Source organism: Janthinobacterium agaricidamnosum NBRC 102515 = DSM 9628, assembly GCF_000723165.1.
Taxonomy (GTDB): Bacteria; Pseudomonadota; Gammaproteobacteria; order Burkholderiales; family Burkholderiaceae_D; genus Janthinobacterium; species Janthinobacterium agaricidamnosum.
Genome location: NZ_HG322949.1, coordinates 3,451,101 through 3,466,546, shown reverse-complemented (window position 1 = coordinate 3,466,546; position 15,446 = coordinate 3,451,101). Strand labels below are relative to the sequence as shown.

Below are 15,446 nucleotides of genomic sequence, written 5' to 3'. Positions count from 1 at the left end.
ACGCCATGTATTTTAGTGTGATTACCCCGCAAGAAGATTTGTTGCGGCAAGCGGGCCATGAATTGGCGCAACAGCCGTATACCGAACATCAATGGTTGTGGCAATTTTTCCCGAGCGCAAAAGACCAAGCCCGCGATTTCATTTTTCGGCGCCATCAGGTCGAGAGTACGCGCAGCCATGAGCCGCTGCTGATTCCGCGCTTTTATGTCGTCTCGGCGCGTCCTCCGGTCGCATTCAGCGATGCGTGGCTGGTTGACAGCCGCAGCTATGATCCAAAATTACAGTCCGGCCAGAAGCTGTCGTTTGAATTGCGCGCCAACCCGGTCGTCAGTAAAAAAAATGCGGCCGGAAAATCCCGTCGTCATGACGTGGTTATCGATGCGAAAAAAAGGTTGTTACTTGAAAAAGGTTTTTCCCCTGATGCCAAATGGCGCGACTGGAAAGATAGCGAAGACAAGCCGGGCCTGTATGCACTGGCCCGGGAAACTTGCCTGGAATGGCTGAACAGACGCGCGCCCGATAGCGGTTTCAAGGTGCTGGCCGCCGATGTCGATTCCTACCGGCAGCAGAAAGAAAAAAAGAAGGGGGCTGACAAGCCAATCGAGTTCAGCACCGTCGATTTTTCCGGCGAACTGGAGGTGACGGATGTGGCCTTGTTCTTGCAAACCTTGCGGCAGGGGCTGGGTCATGCGAAGGCGTTTGGCTGCGGCTTGTTGCTGGTCAAGAGAAGTGTCCTGGATTAAAGCATGCTGCTGCCCTTAAAACCGATACCGATCAAGGAGCGCCTGTCGGTCTTGTTTGTCGAACGCTGCCAGCTTGATGTCATCGATGGCGCTTTTGTCGCCGTCGATGTCACCGGCGTGCGCATGCATATCCCGGTTGGCGGCGTGGCGTGTTTGATGCTTGAACCGGGTGTGCGGGTGTCGCACGCGGCATGTGCGCTGGCGGCGCGGGTCGGCACCTTGCTGGTCTGGGTCGGCGAGGGCGGAGTGCGGGTGTATTCGTCCGGCCAGCCGGGCGGTGCGCGCGCGGACCGCCTGTTGTACCAGGCCAGACTGGCGCTCGACGATGAGGCGCGTTTGAAAGTGGTGCGCGCCATGTACAAACTGCGCTTCCAGGAAGAGCCGCCGTTGCGGCGCAGCGTAGAACAATTGCGCGGCATTGAAGGCGCCCGGGTGCGTTCAATGTACCAATTGTTGGCGCAACAATATGGCGTGGAATGGACTGCGCGCAATTACGACCGGCAAGACTGGGATGCGGCGGATATTCCCAACCGTTGCCTGTCGGCCGCGACTTCCTGCCTGTACGGCGTTACCGAGGCGGCGGTGCTGGCGGCCGGTTATGCACCCGCCATCGGCTTTATTCATAGCGGCAAGCCGCTGTCCTTTGTCTACGATATCGCCGACTTGTACAAATTCGACACCGTGGTGCCGATTGCGTTCAGCGTGGCCGCCAAACCGGTGCAAAACATCGAACGTGAAGTGCGGATACGCTGCCGCGACGCGTTCAGGCAAAGCAAATTACTTGACCGCATCATCCCCGATATTGAAACCATCCTCGCGGCAGGTGGTTTGACGGCGCCCGAGCCGTCCGAAGAATCGATGCCGCCAGCCATCCCCAATCCTGAAAGTATCGGCGATGCTGGTCATCGTTCTTGAAAACGCGCCGCCACGCCTGCGCGGCAGGCTGGCCATCTGGCTGCTGGAAATTCGCGCCGGCGTCTACGTCGGCAACTATTCAAGGAAATTGCGCGAGCAGATGTGGCTGCAAGTCGAGCAAGGCCTGGAAACCGGCAACGCCGTGATGGCATGGCGCGCCAGCAACGAAGCGGGCTTCGACTTCGTCACCCTCGGCGAAAATCGGCGCATGACCGCCGAAATGGATGGCGCCAAACTGGTGTCGTTTTTCCCGGTTGACGATGGCTTGTCAGAGTAGTCCAACGCGCCAATCGCACCGCTCTCTAACAATCAAAATCTCCCCCCTGAAATCGGTAGAAAATTCACCTGTCGTTTAAGCCATTGTAATCAATGACTTATAATTGGTGTGTTCCCCGCGCCTGCGGGGATGAACCGTCGCGTGATGTAGCTGGTGTTTGTATCATTGCGTGTTCCCCGCGCCTGCGGGGATGAACCGGCCATTCAAATAGCGGAAACGCAGCCTAATAGGTGTTCCCCGCGCCTGCGGGGATGAACCGGTTGGCGTATTCCCTTATCTCGGCTCGCAAATGTGTTCCCCGCGCCTGCGGGGATGAACCGTTAGGATGGCTGGACGATATAGACGAAACACCGTGTTCCCCGCGCCTGCGGGGATGAACCGTCATGAAGGCCATCGGTGGTCGCCTGCCTGACGTGTTCCCCGCGCCTGCGGGGATGAACCGCCAGATAATCATTGCGCGCCTCCGCGTTTTTTGTGTTCCCCGCGCCTGCGGGGATGAACCGCAGATGATGTGTCTCATAATCCGTTGGTGCCGGTGTTCCCCGCGCCTGCGGGGATGAACCTATTGATGACGTATCCATGCGAGGCGCGCCATCGTGTTCCCCGCGCCTGCGGGGATGAACCGCGCCGTATCGCGGACAAATTGTTGACGTTGTTGTGTTCCCCGCGCCTGCGAGGATAAACCACGGGTGACTTCGAGATATCGCCAGCTTTTCGCGTGTTGCTCATGCCTGTAGCGAGGTTTATTCGGGAGCGGCAGTAATACCCTCCCGATCGAGGACCTGTGCGATCAACAGGCTGAGTCGATGTCACAGCTGCGCAAGATATTCGGTAAATAGATCCGGCAAAAATCGAGATACGCCAGCACGATGGCAGATGGGTGGCGATGGGATGGATAAAGCAAGTTGATGTCGACCTCGGGAAGCGGGTGCTGCGTCAGTAATGGCAGCAGGCGTTTCGCCTTGATGTGAGGGGCGGCCAGGAATGGCGGCAGCTCGGTGATCACATGACCGTCGAGCGCCCAATGGCATAAGTGTTGGTAGTCATTGACACGCAGCATCATCTTTGGCGCGACGGTATGGCTGCCTAATTTCCATCGGGCTACGTCATCAATGCGCGACGCCCACGCGGCGCATGGAAATTGATGCAGCGTGTCTGGTTGTGCCGGCATGCCATATCGCTCTATCAATGCCGGACTGGCCACCAGAATGTGGCGCCAGGACATCAGGCGCCGCGCCACCATCGTTTCGTGAACGATGGTGCCGACACGAACCGCGACGTCGATGCCGTCTTCGATCAGATCCATGCGCCGCTCGGTCGAGTGGATGCTGATTTCGACGCCAGGATAGCGGCGCTGGAAAGCCGCCAGCAAATCCCACCATGGTTCGAGCGACTGGGGCAGCGACAGCCGCAGGCGTCCGTTCAGTTGGGCCTGGTCGTTGATGACGGCTTGCTCCGCCTCGCGCAATGCTTCGATGCCGAGGCTGGCATGCTCGTACAGTTTGGTGCCGGCGTGCGTCAGCTTGGTTCCTCGCGCCGACCGTTCCAGCAACTGCACATTCAATTGCCGTTCCAGATCGCGAATCCGGCGGCTCAGCGTGGTAAGCGGCACGCCGAGGCGGACTGCCGCCGCCGACAGGCTGCCCGCCTGGACGACTACCACGAACATTTGGGCTGCGTTGAGATCCATCGGCAGAGATTACCATATATGGTTGGCTACTTGCCAAAATAGGCCATTCTCTTCCATTTTTGACCAACCTATAATCGGGTGTGACAAATTGATCACTCTCTCATTCGGAGCATTATGAAAAAGAATCTTGCGAAAATCTCGGCGGTTTTGATCGCAATCGCGGCCAGTCCGGCCGCCCTGGCCCAGACACCCGACGTCACGCCTGCGCTGGTCACCGTCAATAACTACAACCGCGCGCAAACCGATGTCAATTTCGCCGGGATCGCGAAAAGTGGCGGTTTCGGCAAATTCAGCCATGGGCGAGAACTGTCTGCCCCGGTCCAGCAGGGTATCGTTCGCCCCAACCGCGACACCCTGTATTCGTTTGTACTGATCGATCTCGACGCCGGGCCGGCCAGGATCACGACGCCGGACGCCGGCCAGCGCTTCATGGGCATGCAGGTGGTCGACCAGGATCAATATACTTTCGGCACCTATTATGGCGCCGGCACGCATACGTTGACACGGGAGAAGATCGGCACGCGCTACGCGGTTGCCATCGTGCGTTTCCTGGTCGATTTTTCGGACCAGGACGACGTCCGCCAGGTCCATGCATTGCAGGATGCGATTCAGTTCAGCCAAAAGACGGCCGGAACACTCGATATGCCGCACTGGGATGAGCCGAGCCTGAAGAAGGTGCGGACCGCGCTGCAGCAGCTTGGCAGCACGCTGTCCGACACGCGCGGCATGTTCGGCGCCAACGCGCAGCAGGTGAATCCCGTGACGCACCTGATTGGCAGTGCGATGTTATGGGGCGGCAATCCCGAGAAGGATGCGCTCTACCTGCCGATCACGCCGGCACAGAATGACGGCAGGACCGTCTACCAGCTCACGGTCGGGGAGGTGCCTGTCGACGGCTTTTGGTCGCTGACGGTTTATAACAGCGACGGCTATCTGGTGCCGAACAGCCATCAGGCCTATTCCTTGAACAGCATCACGGCGCAGGCCGGGGCGGATGGTAACGTTTCGATTCAGTTGGGCGCTTGCGACGGCGGCATGCCGAACTGCCTGCCGATCACGGACGGCTGGAGTTATGTCGTGCGCATGTTCCGTCCACGTGCCGAAATCCTCGATGGTACGTGGGTGTTCCCACTGGCGCAGCCGACGCCGGGGCTTTCTTCCGATGCGCCATTGAGATAACGCTGGCGCTCCATTTCCGACCTCGGCGGTATCACATTCCAGCCAGCCAAGCCAGCCAAAAAAGCCAGCCTGCGCCGCCAGGCGGTATACTGCGGCCTTTCGCTGCGGTCCCGTATGCCGGCAGCCAGTCTTTGATGATCCCCTATGCAAATCGATACTCTGCGCCAGCGCCTGCGCGCCTTGGGCGCCAAACCCCTGCACGAACAGCGCGTGTTGCGCGACTGGATACGCGCCATGCCGCACGACCAGGGCCGGCGCCGCGCCGATGATTTCCTGCCGCAGGCGGTGCGCGACATCTTGCCGCAGCTCGATGCCGAGATGCAAGGCATGGTGCGGCTGATCAGTTCGCATCCCGGCGAAGACGGTTCGGCGCGGCTGCTGGTCGGCTTGCATGACGGCCAGACGGTCGAAAGTGTGTTGCTGCCGCGCGATGGCTTGTGCGTGTCGAGCCAGGTCGGTTGCGCGGTCGGCTGCCAGTTTTGCATGACGGGCCGCGATGGGTTGATACGCCAGGTCAGCAGCGGCGAGATCGTCGCCCAAGTGGTGCTGGCGCGCACCATGCGGCCGGTCAAGAAGGTGGTATTCATGGGCATGGGCGAACCGGCCCATAATTTGCAGAATGTGATGGAAGCCATCGACCTGTTGGGTACCGAGGGCAATATCGGGCACAAGAACCTGGTCTTTTCGACGGTCGGCGATCCGCGCGTGTTTGAACGCTTGCCGCTAGGGCCGGTCAAGCCGGCGCTGGCCTTGTCCTTGCACACCACCAAGCCGGAATTGCGCGCCCAATTATTGCCACGCGCGCCGCGTCTGGCGCCGCGCGAATTGGTCGAGCTGGGCGAGCGGTATGCGCGCTTGACCGCATATCCGGTGCAATATCAGTGGACTTTGCTCGACGGCATCAACGATGGCGCGGATGAGCTGGATGGCATTGTCGAACTGCTCAAGGGGAAGTATGCGGTGTTGAACATGATTCCCTACAATACCATCGACGATTTGCCCTTTAAACGGCCAAGCTGGGAGCGGGCCCGGGCGATTGCGGCCGAGTTGCACAGCCGTGGCGTGCTGACCAAGTTGCGCGATTCGGCCGGGCAAGACGTGGAGGGCGGCTGCGGCCAGTTGCGCGCCCGCGCCGCCATCAACCCCGCGCGCACGATTGCGATCCAGCCGGCCTGACTTTTAACGCACCGGCGCCGCCGGGCAGCCGGCCCAGTTGCCGGAGGCTGGAATGTGTTCGCCCTTCATCACCAGCGTCAATGGCCCCAGCCTGGCGTTATCGCCGACCTTGGCGCTGTACAACACCGCACTGCGCGGTCCCATATACACCTTGCTGCCGATGTCGACATGGTCGATCTTCATGACGCGGTCTTCGAATAAATGGGTTTGCGGGCAGCACAGCGCATTCAATTCGCTGTAGTCGCCGATGGTCACGCAATCGAATTCGGTGATGTCGGTGGTGTCCAGGTAAACGCCGCGGCCGATCTTGCAACCCATTAAGTTGAACGCTACCGGCAACATCGGCGTGCCGCGCAGGTAGCGCATGAAGTTCGGTATCGCGATCCCTTCGTACAAATTGGTCACGCCTTCGGACAACCAGACAAACGGCGTCCACATCGGCGCCGCGTGTTTTTTGTAGCGTCCCAGCAGCAGCCATTTGAGCAGCAACACGACGATGTAATTACCGATGCCGTAGGCCAGGCCGGCAATCGCCAGGTCGGCCACCACTTCGCCCCAGCGTCCGGCGCCGGCCAGCGGCATTACGTCCAGCACCAGCGTGTAGCCGACCGCGATCACCACCGCGTGCGGCGCGACGATGCGGAACGCTTCGATCAGGCTGCGTCCGATACGGCGCATCAGCGACGGCCGGAACGTCAGTTTTTCCGGATAACCGCTGACTTGCTCGCGCGCCGGCAAATGGATAGGCGGCGAACCGAGCCAGGTGTCGCCGCTCTGCATCTGGGTATTGGTCGGCGCGTACGAGTGCACGCCGATCAGCACATGTTCCGGCAGGGTGGTGCCGTCTGGAATATAACTGCCGTTGCCGACAAAGCTGCGGTGCGAAATCACGGTTGGACGCATCGTCATCCAGCCGCCGTCGATGTGTTCGTCGCCCAGCATGACGGCGTCGGCGATGAAGGTTTCATCGCCCAGCGTCAGCATGTCCGGCACCACGCCGAGCGCGGTCGAAATTTCGGCGCCGCGACCGACCTTGGCGCCCAGCAAGCGATACCAGTAGGGCGCGAAAACGGTTGCATAGATACCGTGCAGCACGTTCAAGCTGGCTTCCTGGATGTGGCTGACCAGCCATTTGGCGCAATACAGATTGCTGTGTACTGGTGAGCGGCCCGGTTTTAGCCGCGGCAAGGCGCTCCAGCGGATGCCGGCCGACACCAGCGCCGTCAAGACGATCAGCACCGCGCTGGCAGGGAAGGCCAGGATAAAATAACGCGTCAGTTGCACGCTGATGTCATTGCCTTGCAGCCAGGGCATGTAGTCGTGTTCGTCGAACCAGTCGATCAGCACAAAACTCGGGAATACCGGCATGAAGAACAGCACATTGATCAGCACGATGCCGAACAGGAAGAACAACGCTTCGCCCGCCAGCCGCAAGCGCGTCACCGGTGGCCGTGGCGCTTGCACACTTGCATCGAAAGCGCCGTTGTCGCGCGCCGGCGAACCGCCCCATAGGCGTCCGGCCGGCACGCTGGCGCCATCGGCCAACGCCGACTGGCCTTCCAGATGGCCGGCCTGGCCGATCGTGGTATTGCCTTCAAGCACTGCAAAAGAGCTGATGCAGCTATCGTCGCCCAGCGTGATCTGGCCCAGCAGCAAGCGGCCCCGTTCAACTCGCGCGTTTTCAAAATTGACGGCGTTGCCGATGCTGACGTTGTTGCCGATGGTTAGCAGATCCGGCGAGCGCAGCGTGACCGAACCGATGATGACTTCGCTGCCTATCCTGGCGCCCAAGGCGCGCAGCCACCAGCTATACAGCGACGAGCCGCTGAGCAGGTAGATCGGCGCCGTTTCGACCAGGCGGTCGGCCAGCCACCAGCGGAAATAAGTCCAGCCCCACAGCGGGTAATTGCCAGCCTTGAGGCGCCCGGCGATCAGCCATTTGCCGGCGATGGCAATTACAAATTCCATCACCGTGGCCAGCATGAAGATCAGGAGCGAGGCGGCGATTGCGCGCGGCACCGAGTCGCCGGGATCGCCGGTAAAGAAGTGGTACGTGAAAAACGGCGCCATCCATTGCGCCATGCGCAAGGTGACCAGGCCCGGCACGGCCACTGCCTGCGCCAGGCCGCACAGCCACCGTTTGACGCTTGACGGCGGCGTCCAGTCGGCTTGCGCGGTTTGGGTTTCGGGCGCATCGGCCAGCGCGGCGGCGATGCGGCCGATTTGCCGGTTATGATAAATGTCGCGCACGGTGATGTGGGCAAAACGCGGGTCGGCGCGTAGCGTCGAGGCGAGCCGGGCGGCAAAGAACGAGTGGCCGCCCAGGTCGCTGAAAAAATCGGCGTTGCGCACGATAGGCTGGCCGGGAAACAGCGTCGCCAGTGCCGCGAACAGCGCCGCTTCGGCAGGCGTTTCGGCCATATCGGAATCGCCCGCGCTGCCGGCCGGCGGCGCGCTGAGCGGCATCGCCTTTAATGCCTTGCGGTCGATCTTGCCGGAGGTTAAGCGCGGCATGCTGTCGAGCACTTCGAAGCGGCCCGGCACCATATACGGCGGCAAGTGCTGGTTCAGCGCATGGCGCAAGGTCTTGGCGGAAACGGCATCGTCGGCCGCTGCCGCTTCCGGCACCAGGTAGGCGACCAACTGGTCGATGCCGTCATCCTTACGCAGCAACACCGCGACGGTGCCGATGCCGGCTTGTTGCGCCAGCAAGGCTTCGATCTCTCCCAGCTCGACGCGGAAACCGCGGATCTTGACCTGGTCGTCGGCGCGGCCCAGGCACAAGACTTGTCCGTCGGCATCGATGCGCGCCAGGTCGCCGGTGCGGTACAGGCGCGCGTCGTGGGCGCCGCTGCGCCATGGATTGGGCAGGAATTTTTCCACCGTCAGATCCGGCCGCCCGAGGTAGCCTGCTGCAAGGCCCGGCCCGGTGATGCACAGCTCTCCCGTGTCGCCGCGCGGCAGCAGTCTCAATGCTTGTCCGGGGTGGCTGTCGTCCGGCGTGGCGATCACCAATAAACCGTAATTCGGCAACGGCGTGCCGATCGTCACCGGCTGGCCCGGCACCAGTTGCGCCAGGCTGCACGACACCGTTGCTTCGGTCGGGCCATAAGTGTTGAACATCAAGCGACCCGGGCTGGCCCAGCGCTCGACCAGCGATTCCGGGCACATTTCGCCCCCCAGGTTAATCAGGCGCAAGCTCGGCACGTCGCTGCTGAACAGGGCCAGCAAGGTTGGCACCGCGTGGATCACCGTCACATTGTTGGCTTGCAGCATGCGCGGCAGTGTTTCCGGATCGCCACTGATTTCCTTGGCGCCTATCCACAAGGTGGCGCCGACCAGGTAGGCGATCCAGATTTCCTCGAACGACATGTCGAACGCGACCGAGAACCCTTGATACACGCGGTCGTCGCTGCGGATGCCGAGCACCGCGTTTTCGCTGCGCAAGAAATGGCAAATGCTGCGCTGCGAAATCAAGATGCCTTTCGGCTTGCCGGTCGAACCGGATGTGTAAATCACATAGGCAGGCTGATCGGGCGAGACGAGACCGCGCCGCGTCACCTGGTGGTTTGCGCAAGGCGTCGCCAGCAAGCTTTCTGCGGTCCATACCGGGCGTGCCAGCGGGACGGCCAATGCGTTCAGGCGCGGCAAAAATTGTTCGCAACTGACCAGGCCGGCGCCACTGGCGTCGTCCAGGCAGACTTGCAGGCGTTCGACAGGAGTATCTTCATCGACTGGCAGCCAGGCCGCGCCGGCCTTGGCGATGGCGGCCTGCATCACCAGTAAGGTAATGCCGCGCGGCAACCATAAACCGACGATGTCGCCGGGTTTTACGCCGGCATCGATCAGGCGGCCGGCGGCCAGGCTGGCTTGCTGATCGAGTTCGCGGTAACTGAGACGTTGTGCGCCATCGATCAGCGCAAGGTGGTCCGGGGTGAGTCTTGCCGTGTTTTCCAGCAAATCGGCCAGTACTTCTTCACGCAGCAATTCCGGCTGGGCCGGCCCGTACAAGATGTCGGAGTGTAGTGCTTGTGGTACTGGTTGTTGCGGGGTGAAATCATTCATGTGTGACGCTTTATCGGTTGAATCGGACTGCCTGCACGCGTCTTTGTCATGAAGAAATTCGACACAACGCGCACAGCCTACACCTTACAGCAAGCAAGCCCTGTTTTGCACCTTATTACGAGTGAGGAAATGTACCGAATGCGGGAAATTTTTATTGCTGCGCATTGCATGACCTCGCGGAATGTGCGCCGCTAGCGTTGTCATCACGACGGCCTCGGCCGTTGCATCTTACTCACATTTACCTTTGCCAAATCTCACCAACTATTGCCAGCTGCAACATTGGCCCGACGCTATCGAACGGGAGTGTCCGCCTGCTTTATATTACTATTGCGAAATAATAAACGTTCGTTGAACAGGGATGCCTGGATGCTTGCACGGTACGGAAAAATCGCGTTCTTGGGCGCCATCGCCATCATGCCGGCGCCGGCGATGGCGGGCGCACCAACAGTACGACTCAGCTTTGCCGATGCGCTGGAGCAAGCCAGCGCCGCTTCCGGCGCGGTGCAGGGCGCGGCGCTGGATGCCCGCGCCAAGACCTTGAAAGCGCAAGCGTTGTCGCGCATCGATGGTCCGTCGCTGGACTTGACCGGTTTTCGCGGCCGTCTGTCGACCGACGTCAATCTCGATACCAGCCGCTTGTCCGGCATTGCGGGCGGCGTCGAGGCGGCGCTGCCCGGCTTGCCGGTGCCGGACATTCCCAATGCCATCGACCGCAATGTCGCCGTGAATTTGTCATCGTTCGGCTTGCGCAGCATCTGGCCGCTCTACACCGGCGGCAGGCTCGACGCGATCAAGGGCTTGGCGGCCGGCTTGGGCCAGGAAGCCGAGGCCGAACAGATCGATGCCGAAGAGAAATTGGCGACCTCGGTGGCGCAACGCTATTTCCAACTATTGCTGGCCCAGCGCGTCGTCGCCGTACGGGCCGAGGCGACGGCCGGCATTGCCGAACATCAAGGCAATGCCCGCAAGCTGGAGCTGGGCGGCTTGATTTCACGGGCCGAACGATTGCGTGCCGATGTGGCGCTGGCTGGCGCCCGCAGTGACGAGGCGCAGGCGCGCAGCGACCTTGAAATCGCCCAGGTCGCACTGAACCGCTTGTTGAATGTGACTGCCACCGTGCAGCCGGGTACACCCTTGTTCGTGCATAGCTTGCCGGTCGGTTCGCTGCAATCGTTCATCGATACCGGCATGCGCCAGAATGCGGCCTGGAAGAAGATCGATAGCAAGCGTCATCAGGCGCAAGAATCGCTGAAGCTGCAAGGCAAGGAATACAGCCCGACCGTGTTCGCGGTCGGGAATTACAACTTGAATCGCGGCAGTGAAAAACTGGTGCAATCGAACTGGATGGTCGGGGTCGCCGTCAGCGTGCCGCTGGTGGGGCGCATCGATACCGGAAAAATGATACAAGCCGCCAAACTGGACCAGGAGAGGGTGGAAGTGACGGCGCAGCAAGCCGGGCGCGATATTCCGACGCTGATCGAAAAACAGTGGCGCGCGCTGGAAAACGCCCGCATCCAGTTCATGTCCAGTGCTTCGTCGGTGGAGTTGGCGCGTGAAAACATCAAACTGCAAGCGGCGGCTTTCAAGCAAGGGCAGGCGACGTCGCTCGATGAAATCGACGCCCGCCTGAACCTGGCCAGGATCGAAACCCAGCGCGCGCAAACCGCCTACCACTATGTGATGGCGCTGGCCCAATTGCTGGAAGCGAGCGGCCAGCCGCGGCAATTATCCGGGCTGGCGAACTCCGCCGACATTCTCTTCCCCGTGGATGGACATTGATATGAGTACGACTGCCAAGAAAAAACCGTTGCTGGCCGGACTGGCGATGGTGATCGTTGCCGCTTTCCTCGGCTGGGGATTGTATCAAGCGTTCCAGCCGCAGCGTTTGCCGTTGCAAGGACAAATGGATGCACAGGAGGTCAATGTGTCGTCCAAGGTGCCGGGCCGGGTCGGCGCGCTGCACGTGCGGCTGGGACAAGCGGTGCGGCAGGGCGATCTGCTGTTTGAATTGAGCAGCCCCGAAGTGCACGCCAGGATCGTCCAGGCGACGGCGGCCGAACAGGCGGCGCAGGCGGTCGCATCGAAGGCCGAGGCCGGCGCGCGTCCGGAAGAAATCGAAGCGGCACGGCTGAACTGGCAGCGCGCCGTCACTGGCGCGACGATGGCCAGGACTACCTTTGGCCGGGTCGATGCAATGTTCGAGCAAGGCGTGCTGGCGCGCCAGAAACGCGATGAGGCCGAGGCGCAATGGCGTGCCGCAGATCAATTGGCGGCCGCCGCAAAAGCGCAATACGACATGGCGCGCAAGGGCGCCCGCAGCGAAGACAAACAGGCGGCCCAGGCGCAGGTACGGCAAGTGGCCGGCGTGTTGAGCGAGGCGGAAATCGCCTTGAGCGAAACCCGTATCGTGGCGCCCGCTGCCGGGCAAGTCAGCAAGATCCAGATACAGCCCGGCGAATTGGCGCCGCAAGGTTTCCCCGTCATCACCCTGGTGAACCTGGACGATGCATGGGCCGTGCTGCAAGTGCGCGAAGATGAGATGGCCGCGTTTACAATGGGCACCACACATGGCGCCGAGGTGCCGGCATTAAAGCGGCAAGTAACGTTCAAGGTCAGTTCGGTCGCGCTGATGCCGGACTTCGCCACCTGGCGCGCGGCGCGGCCGGGCGGTACCGATTTGCGGACCTTCGAAATCCGCTTGCGTCCGACAACCAAGGTCGATGGATTGCGTCCTGGCATGTCGGTCGTGTTTGCGGCGTTCTGATCGTCATGCGCCATCGCTTGTCGACCGGACTGTCCCGGGAATGGTCGCGCTTGCGCGCCGATTGCTGGGACATGGGCATGCTGAGCTGGATTCCGCTGTTGCTATACGGCTTGATCTGGCTGACCTTTTCCAGCGGCATCGCGCGTGACATTCCAATCGCCATCATCGATCAAGATCAATCGTCGATGTCGCGTCAATTGATACGCTGGCTGGACGCATCCCCCGGGATTGCCGTGGCGGAGAAAGTCGATAGCGGCCCGCAAGCGCTGCACTTGCTGCGCGAACGGTCCGCCTACGGTTTCCTGCTGATACCGCGCGGTTTCCAGGCCGACTTGCTGGGTGGCCGCTCCGCCAGCGCGCAATGGTTTTACAACGCCCAGTTTTCATCCCATGCCGGCGGCTTGCTGCGCGACGTGCGCAGCGTGACCACGACCTTGTCGGCTGGCATCGAAATAACGGCGCGCGGCAAACGCGGCGCGGCGCCAGTGCAAGCGGCACAGCAATTCGAGCCGCTGCGCAGCAAACTGGTCACCTTGTTCAATGAACATACCAGCTATGAATCCTTTTTGACGCTGGCCCTGATTCCATCGATGCTGCAAATCTTCGTCGTGGTGGCGGTGGTCACCACCATCGGCCGCGAGTTGCGTGACGGCACGGTGCCGCAATGGCTGGCCGCCGCGCAAGGCAGCTGGCCGGCCGCGGTGGCGGCCAAGCTGGTTTTTCCACTGGCCGCTTTTTGCTTGCAAGCGCTGTTGTTCCTGTTGTTCTTCAGCGTGTTGCGCGGCTGGGCGGTGGCCGGTAGTATCGCCGCGCTGAGCGCCGGCCTGTTGCTGCTGGTGCTCGCTTATCTGGGCGTCGGCTTGTTGTTGATCGGCATTACCTTATCGCTGAGGAACGCCTTGTCGGCGGCGGCGTTTATTACCGCGCCGGCATTTGCCTACGCCGGCCAAGGTTTTCCATTGCTGGCGATGCCGCCGCTGGCGCGGACCTGGGCTGAAGCCTTGCCGCTGACCCATTATTTACAATTGCAAAGCCGCCATTGGCTGGCCGGCGCACCATGGACCTACGGCGTGCCCGATTTGCTGGCGCTGGCAGGTTTTGCGCTCGGCTGCGGGGCTATCGGCCTGCTGTTGTTGAGCAAGCGCGGCGGTGTTGCAACTGCGTGGGGCAAGACATGAACTGGCTCACACGTTTGTCCCAGGCATTCTTGCTGACCTGGCGCGCGATGCTGTCCGATAAGGGTGCGCTGACCTTGCTGTTTGCCGGCGGCATCATCTATTCCTTTTTTTATCCGCTGCCTTATACCCGCGAAAGCGTGCAGCAAGTGCCGGTAGCGGTGGTCGACCAGGACCGCAGCGCCATGTCGCGCCAGATCACGCGCTACGCGATGGCGCATCCGTCGGTCAAGGTGGTGGCCGTGACGCCGGATTTGAATGTCGCGCAAGATTTAATCTGGCGTAACGATATCGCCGGTATCTTGTTCATCCCATCCGGTTTGCAAAGCAAGGTGCTGTCCGGACGCAGCGCCGACGTGGAAGTGGCTGGCAACGGTTTGTATCTGATGCTCAACAAAGCCGCGCTGAACGGCTTGGCGGAAGTGATCGGCACGGTATCGGCCGGCATTGAAATCAAGCGGCTGGGCGCCGCCACGCCATCGGTCGCGCAGGCGGCCGGTCAGCGCCAGCCGATCGGCGTCAATCCGGTGCCCTTATTCAATGTGCGCGAAGGTTATGGCGCGTATGTGGTGCCGGGCGTGGCGACGCTGATCATCCAGCAAACCTTGTTGATGGCGATCACCATGATGTTCGGCACCTGGTTCCAGCGTCAAACCTTTCCATTGGCGCGCGACGGCGCGGCCTATTGCGGCATGTTGCTGGCGTATGCGTCGGTGGCCGCGATCAATTGCGCCTATTTTTTCGGCTTCGTCTTTTGGTGGCAAGACTATCCGCGCGGCGGCAATCCCGGCGGACTGGCCTTGCTGATCGTGTTGTTTTCCCTGACGCTGGCGGCCTTTGGCATGCTGCTCGGCATGTTATTTCGCACCCGAGAACGCGGCATGCAATTGCTGATCGCCACCTCGATGCCGGTCATGTTCCTGGCCGGGTTGACCTGGCCGGACACGGCCTTGGCGCCGGTATTGTCATGGCTGCGCTGGCTGATCCCATCGACCGCCGGCATACAGGGATTCATCGCCTTGAATCAACTGGGCGCGTCTTTGCAGGAAATCCGCCATGAGCTGATCGGATTGATTATTTTATTGCTTGTAAGCGTGTTACTTGGCCTGTGGCGCTGGAGCCGCCCAGGCAGGATCAGGCACTTTTGATACCGCGCCGTATCGTCGGCGTAATAGTACGTGGGGAGTTTTTACTGCTTGTGACGGCTGACGATGCCAGTGCCTTGGTGAGGGAACTCTATTTCGGCTACATGCCACTTAGAGCCTATCCCAGTAGCCCCGTTGCACGCCAAGCAATGAGGCCACAAGCAAAGTGCAGGAGCCCAAGATAGTTTTCCGCTTTCTTGGACCAGCGAACGAGCAGCCCACGGAACCGGTTGATCCAACTGTGGGTACGTTCGAGCACCCAGCGACGCGCCCGGAATTCTTCCCGCTTGATTCTGTCTGCCTCTTCACCGCGCCCG

The 15,446-nt window shown here is 61.1% G+C and carries 11 protein-coding genes, 1 pseudogene and 1 CRISPR repeat array; of the genes and pseudogenes, 9 read left to right on the top strand and 3 right to left on the bottom strand.

Going from position 1 to position 15,446, the window contains the following annotated elements; genetic code table 11:
- Positions 1 to 5: 5 nt before the first annotated feature.
- From cas6e to cas2e, 3 genes are read left to right on the top strand one after another with little or no spacing between them, the layout of a single operon-like run.
- A complete protein-coding gene (gene cas6e, locus GJA_RS14700; protein WP_038493413.1) occupies positions 6 to 743 on the top strand; it encodes a type I-E CRISPR-associated protein Cas6/Cse3/CasE in 738 nt (245 codons plus the stop codon).
- Positions 744 to 746: 3 nt separating this feature from the next.
- Positions 747 to 1,658, top strand: coding sequence for a type I-E CRISPR-associated endonuclease Cas1e (gene cas1e, locus GJA_RS14695; RefSeq protein WP_038493410.1), 912 nt, complete (start codon positions 747 to 749; stop codon positions 1,656 to 1,658).
- A complete protein-coding gene (gene cas2e / locus GJA_RS14690) occupies positions 1,639 to 1,935 on the top strand; it encodes a type I-E CRISPR-associated endoribonuclease Cas2e (protein WP_038493407.1) in 297 nt (98 codons plus the stop codon). The genes cas1e and cas2e overlap by 20 nt, the downstream gene beginning before the upstream one ends.
- A gap of 108 nt (positions 1,936 to 2,043) precedes the next feature.
- Positions 2,044 to 2,620: direct repeats of the CRISPR family, unit length 28 nt; unit sequence GTGTTCCCCGCGCCTGCGGGGATGAACC.
- Between the two features lie 105 nt (positions 2,621 to 2,725).
- Here cas2e and GJA_RS14685 read toward each other — a convergent pair.
- Complete coding sequence (locus tag GJA_RS14685) at positions 2,726 to 3,625, bottom strand: LysR family transcriptional regulator (RefSeq protein WP_038493405.1); 900 nt, start codon at positions 3,623 to 3,625, stop codon at positions 2,726 to 2,728.
- Positions 3,626 to 3,739: 114 nt separating this feature from the next.
- On the opposite strand from GJA_RS14685, the gene GJA_RS14680 reads away from it, so the two are divergent.
- Together GJA_RS14680 and GJA_RS14675 are read left to right on the top strand one after the other, a co-directional pair.
- The gene (locus GJA_RS14680) at positions 3,740 to 4,804 is read left to right on the top strand and encodes a DUF1254 domain-containing protein (protein ID WP_081905427.1); all 1,065 of its coding nucleotides are present in this window, start codon (positions 3,740 to 3,742) and stop codon (positions 4,802 to 4,804) included.
- Positions 4,805 to 4,948: 144 nt separating this feature from the next.
- Positions 4,949 to 5,980: an RNA methyltransferase gene (locus GJA_RS14675; protein ID WP_038493403.1), complete on the top strand. Its 1,032-nt coding sequence runs from the start codon at positions 4,949 to 4,951 to the stop codon at positions 5,978 to 5,980.
- Between the two features lie 3 nt (positions 5,981 to 5,983).
- Here the strand turns inward: GJA_RS14675 and GJA_RS14670 are convergent, their stop codons facing one another.
- Positions 5,984 to 10,045: a Pls/PosA family non-ribosomal peptide synthetase gene (locus tag GJA_RS14670; RefSeq protein WP_038493401.1), complete on the bottom strand. Its 4,062-nt coding sequence runs from the start codon at positions 10,043 to 10,045 to the stop codon at positions 5,984 to 5,986.
- A gap of 366 nt (positions 10,046 to 10,411) precedes the next feature.
- Here GJA_RS14670 and GJA_RS14665 point away from each other — a divergent pair, with 366 nt between their 5' ends.
- Genes GJA_RS14665 through GJA_RS14650 form a run of 4 tightly spaced genes read left to right on the top strand, consistent with a single transcriptional unit; the run spans position 10,412 to position 15,132 of the window.
- Entirely contained in the window at positions 10,412 to 11,824 is a 1,413-nt protein-coding gene (locus tag GJA_RS14665) for a TolC family protein (RefSeq protein ID WP_038493398.1), read from the top strand.
- 1 nt (position 11,825) lies between these two features.
- The gene (locus GJA_RS14660; protein ID WP_038493396.1) at positions 11,826 to 12,809 is read left to right on the top strand and encodes an HlyD family secretion protein; all 984 of its coding nucleotides are present in this window, start codon (positions 11,826 to 11,828) and stop codon (positions 12,807 to 12,809) included.
- Between the two features lie 5 nt (positions 12,810 to 12,814).
- Entirely contained in the window at positions 12,815 to 13,987 is a 1,173-nt protein-coding gene (locus GJA_RS14655; protein ID WP_038493393.1) for an ABC transporter permease, read from the top strand.
- Positions 13,984 to 15,132, top strand: coding sequence for an ABC transporter permease (locus GJA_RS14650; protein ID WP_038493391.1), 1,149 nt, complete (start codon positions 13,984 to 13,986; stop codon positions 15,130 to 15,132). Before GJA_RS14655 ends, GJA_RS14650 begins: the two co-directional genes overlap by 4 nt.
- Before the next feature lie 115 nt (positions 15,133 to 15,247).
- On the opposite strand, the pseudogene GJA_RS26780 reads toward GJA_RS14650, so the two are convergent.
- Positions 15,248 to 15,442, bottom strand: a pseudogene (locus GJA_RS26780) (IS5/IS1182 family transposase); the annotation flags it as partial.
- Positions 15,443 to 15,446: the final 4 nt, after the last annotated feature.

Excerpts from the sequence above, each read along its gene's own strand:
- cas6e (WP_038493413.1), top strand. The coding sequence starts at position 6 with ATGTATTTTAGTGTGATTACCCCGCAAGAAGATTTGTTGCGGCAAGCG.
- cas1e (WP_038493410.1), top strand. The coding sequence starts at position 747 with ATGCTGCTGCCCTTAAAACCGATACCGATCAAGGAGCGCCTGTCGGTC.
- cas2e (WP_038493407.1), top strand. The coding sequence starts at position 1,639 with ATGCTGGTCATCGTTCTTGAAAACGCGCCGCCACGCCTGCGCGGCAGG.
- GJA_RS14685 (WP_038493405.1), bottom strand. The coding sequence starts at position 3,625 with ATGGATCTCAACGCAGCCCAAATGTTCGTGGTAGTCGTCCAGGCGGGC.
- GJA_RS14680 (WP_081905427.1), top strand. The coding sequence starts at position 3,740 with ATGAAAAAGAATCTTGCGAAAATCTCGGCGGTTTTGATCGCAATCGCG.
- GJA_RS14675 (WP_038493403.1), top strand. The coding sequence starts at position 4,949 with ATGCAAATCGATACTCTGCGCCAGCGCCTGCGCGCCTTGGGCGCCAAA.
- GJA_RS14670 (WP_038493401.1), bottom strand. The coding sequence starts at position 10,045 with ATGAATGATTTCACCCCGCAACAACCAGTACCACAAGCACTACACTCC.
- GJA_RS14665 (WP_038493398.1), top strand. The coding sequence starts at position 10,412 with ATGCTTGCACGGTACGGAAAAATCGCGTTCTTGGGCGCCATCGCCATC.
- GJA_RS14660 (WP_038493396.1), top strand. The coding sequence starts at position 11,826 with ATGAGTACGACTGCCAAGAAAAAACCGTTGCTGGCCGGACTGGCGATG.
- GJA_RS14655 (WP_038493393.1), top strand. The coding sequence starts at position 12,815 with ATGCGCCATCGCTTGTCGACCGGACTGTCCCGGGAATGGTCGCGCTTG.
- GJA_RS14650 (WP_038493391.1), top strand. The coding sequence starts at position 13,984 with ATGAACTGGCTCACACGTTTGTCCCAGGCATTCTTGCTGACCTGGCGC.